We start from the raw sequence: 3,609 nt of genomic DNA, 5'->3' as shown, positions 1-3,609 counted from the left end.
TTTCAAAAAACGCTTGACACCGGAACTTTTTTGTTTGCTACGCTCCACACCGATGCAGGACGATCTCTTTGGCGCACCCCAGGCGACCGAGCCCGCCGCCAAAGTGGCCGGGCCCGCGAGAATGCCTGCGCCCCGAGGCAAGGCCCAGCCCGTTCGGCTGGCCGACGTGCCCGACGCGGTGCGGGCACTGGCACATCGGCTTCCGCGGCTGGCGCACCTGGGTACCTCGTCATGGACCTACCCGGGTTGGACCGGGCACATCTGGGCCACGGACCTCAGCGAACGGGTGCTGTCACGGCACGGGCTGAGCGCCTACAGCGAGCACCCTCTGATGCGCACGGTGAGCGTCGACCGCAATCTGTACAAAGCGCTGACGGCTTCGCAGTTTGCAGAGTACGCCGCGCAGGTGCCGGATGACTTTCGTTTCATCGTCAAGGCACCCGCCTCGGTCAGTGACGCGCTGATACGGGACGAGCACGGGCGGGGGCGGCGGCACAACCCGCTCTTCCTCGACCCCGCTCTCGCAGAGCGCGAGTTCGTCCGGCCGGCGCTGGAGGGCCTGCGACACAAGATCGGCGCCCTGGTGTTCCAGTTGAGCCCGCTGCCGCCGGAGTGGGTGCGGCAGCCACAAAAGTTGTATGACCATCTTGCTCACCTGTTGGCCACCCTGCCCTCGTTGATGCCCACCGCCCCGCACGCCGTGATGGCAGTGGAACTGAGGGACGCCAGCCTGGTGACGCGCGAACTCGCCGACGTGCTGAAGGCTGCAGGGGCGACCTACTGCCTGGGACTGCATGCACGCATGCCCACCATCGAGGAGCAATTGCCGCTGCTGCGGGCGCTGTGGCCCGCCCCTCTCGTGTGCCGGTGGAATCTGCACCGTCGTCATGGGGCGTACGGCTACGAGGCAGCGCGGGATCTGTACGCGCCTTTCGACCACATCCAGGATGCCGACGCGGACACAAGGGACACGCTGGCACGCGTGATCCGCGCCACGACAGGCGCCGGCTTGCCTGCCTACGTCTCGATCAGCAACAAGGCCGAGGGCTGTGCACCGCTGTCGGTCGTGGCGCTCGCCGAAGCCCTGTGCGGGCCGCAGCCCGTGGAAAGCGGGGGGAACGATGGCCGAGCTTGAACCCCTGCCATGGCGCCTGCACAGCGACGGCAGCGCAGTGCCGAATCCAGGACGCATGGGGATCGGGGCGATATTGGTGTCACCCGATGGCACACGTCACACCGTGTCGGAGAAACTGGCCAACGCCGGCTGCAACAACGAGGCAGAGGTCCAGGCGCTCCTGGCCGGGCTGCGGCTTGCGCGCGAACTGGGGGCGCAGGCCATCGCGGTCTACACCGACAGTGACCTGATCGCCAAACAGCTGGGTGCGTGCGCCAACGCGCCCGATCCGGTCAGGCTGCATGCGCCGCTGTTGGACGCTCGCACCCTGCTCACCACGTTCGCATCCCACTGGCTGAGTTGGGTGCCACGACATCGAAATCAGGAAGCGGACAGGCTGGCGCGCGCAGCGCTGGGCATGGCACCCAAGCCTGCGAAGCCCCCGAAGGGACGGCGCAAGCTCAAACGCTGAGCCTCCAGTCGGGCAGCAGCCCGCTCGTGACAAGCACGGAGATCAGGACGTCTCGGGCGGCTCCGCGGGCAGCTCGACCACGTGCGCCACCGGCAACAAGGGCGCTTCCTCGATCACCTCCAGCCCGTGCAAGGCCTGGCGGGCCGCAACGGCCCTGCGAGCGTCGCGCTCCGCCTTGATCTGGGCGCGTCGCTCGGCGAAGAACTGCTTGAGCATGACGCTCGCGGGCTCCGCCAGCACCCCCCCGACAATCGCGGTGTGATGGTTCAACTGGCGGTTGGCGAAGAGGTCCAGCACCGAGCCGGCCACGCCGGTCTTGGGATCCGTGGCCGCGAACACCACCCGCTTGAAGCGCGCATGCATCAACGCCATGGCGCACATGGCACAGGGCTCGAGGGTGACAAAGAGCTCGCACTCGGGCAGGCGATAGTTCTCGAGCAACTGCGCGGCATGCCGCAGGGCCACGATCTCGGCGTGGGCGGTCGGGTCGTGCGTGGTGATCGGTCGGTTGTAGCCGGTGGCCACCACCTGCCCCGCCCGCATGATCACCGCACCGACAGGGACCTCGCCGGCCAGCCAGGCGTTCTGCGCCTGGTCCAGCGCCAGACGCATGGCGAACTCGTCGCTTGATGAAGACAGAGGATCGGTCACGGTGTGTCAGATGTCGAAGCGGGCGCATCGAGCCGCCAGCGCCCTTCTTCAATGTAACGGCTCTGCCCGATGACGCTGCGCAGCAGAACGAAGGAATCCACGTGCCAGCGAATGGGCTCGATGGGACGGGTTTCGATGGGCTGGCGGCCGTAGAACAGCGTGAGGTGCGGCGTGAAGCGCTTGTGCACCACGCCCGCCGTCAGCCCTGCGCGCAGCAACCGGTCCTGCAAGGTCGCCTGGAAGGCCATCAAGGCCGGCTGAGACTCGGCACCGAGCAGCACCATGGGCAAATTGCCGGGCTTACCGGCAAAGTGGCCCACGTGGTCGAAGCCGATGTCGAATGGGGACATCGAGAGCCCGTCTGCCACGGCCCGCGCCGCATCCAGCGTGCCCGCAGGAATCTCCCCTGCAAAGTGCCCGACGTGGAACAAGGTGACGTGGAAGCGTGCCGTCCGATCGGACCGGGTCTGCGTCTCTTGGGACCGCGCCAACTCGGCGGCCACTCCTGCTGCCTGGCCTGCTGCGATGGCATCGGGCAGCAGCGCGAAGAACAGGCTGTAAGGCTGCAGGCTGCTCTCGGCAAACCCGTCCAGCGAAAGTTGTCCTGACACGGTGGCGCCCTCCTGACTCCTGCCAAGGGCCCGCATTCTGCCTGCGTTTCGCCTGAAGCCGCCCGCGAGACACCGGAAAGCCCCGCGCCGGCCATTCGCGGAGACCGTGACATGGCCAGAAAGCGCCTCGATGCTTCAGGAGGAAGCTGACCCCGTGCTCGGATTGCCCGTGGTGCTGCTCATCTGCACAACCACCATGCCGAGCAGGATCAGTCCGATGCCGGCCACCCGCCACGCTCCGGCCGGTCTCTGCGGTAGTCGCATCAGCCCCAGATGGTCGATCGCCAGCGACGCCAGCATCTGGCCAGCAATGACACACACGATGAAGCTGGCTGCCCCCAGCTTCGGCGTCAGCATCAATGCCGCGGTGATGTAAGCCACGCCTGCGACACCTCCGAGCCACAGCCACGCCGGGCCTTGGGCCGCCATGCCGAAGGTCGGCGCGGGCACGCGCGCCACCACCAAAAGAACGGCGACAACAACCAGGCTCACGACCAGCGACGACAGGGTGGCCCACAGCGGGTGCCCCAGAGCGCGTCCCAAAGCAGCGTTGCTCGCCGCCTGGAACGGCACGGCAGCGCCGGCAAGCATGGCAATCGCCATGGCGATCAGCCCGACAAGTGATGTTGATACATCCCCGGCGGCCACCCAAACTGCCCCACCCATGGCCACCCAAACTGCTCCACCTGGCCGGGGTGAATTGACCCATTGAGAACGGTGAGTCAGGCGCCTCAGCCCTGACGAGCAGGACGTAACTTTCG

Annotated in this window: 5 protein-coding genes; 2 read left to right on the top strand and 3 right to left on the bottom strand. The window is 67.0% G+C overall.

All coding sequences use genetic code 11. The features are described 5' to 3' along the window. Positions 1-121 precede the first annotated feature (121 nt). Together QZ709_RS15550 and QZ709_RS15545 are read left to right on the top strand one after the other, a co-directional pair. The gene (locus tag QZ709_RS15550) at positions 122-1,135 is read left to right on the top strand and encodes a DUF72 domain-containing protein (RefSeq protein ID WP_294638300.1); all 1,014 of its coding nucleotides are present in this window, start codon (positions 122-124) and stop codon (positions 1,133-1,135) included. Beyond that, a complete protein-coding gene (locus QZ709_RS15545; RefSeq protein WP_294638299.1) occupies positions 1,122-1,586 on the top strand; it encodes a ribonuclease HI family protein in 465 nt (154 codons plus the stop codon). The genes QZ709_RS15550 and QZ709_RS15545 overlap by 14 nt, the downstream gene beginning before the upstream one ends. Positions 1,587-1,628: 42 nt before the next feature. Here the strand turns inward: QZ709_RS15545 and tadA are convergent, their stop codons facing one another. From tadA to QZ709_RS15530, 3 genes are all read right to left on the bottom strand, one after another. After that, on the bottom strand, positions 1,629-2,237 hold the full coding sequence (gene tadA, locus QZ709_RS15540) for a tRNA adenosine(34) deaminase TadA (protein ID WP_294638298.1): 609 nt from the start codon (positions 2,235-2,237) through the stop codon (positions 1,629-1,631). Next, entirely contained in the window at positions 2,234-2,848 is a 615-nt protein-coding gene (locus tag QZ709_RS15535; protein ID WP_294638297.1) for a 2'-5' RNA ligase family protein, read from the bottom strand. Before QZ709_RS15535 ends, tadA begins: the two co-directional genes overlap by 4 nt. A gap of 135 nt (positions 2,849-2,983) precedes the next feature. Next, positions 2,984-3,451: a DMT family transporter gene (locus QZ709_RS15530; protein ID WP_294638301.1), complete on the bottom strand. Its 468-nt coding sequence runs from the start codon at positions 3,449-3,451 to the stop codon at positions 2,984-2,986. Between the last annotated feature and the right edge of the window lie 158 nt (positions 3,452-3,609).

This window comes from uncultured Aquabacterium sp. (genome assembly GCF_913773725.1).
GTDB lineage: Bacteria > Pseudomonadota > Gammaproteobacteria > Burkholderiales > Burkholderiaceae_C > Aquabacterium.
This window is presented reverse-complemented; position numbering and strand designations above follow the sequence as displayed.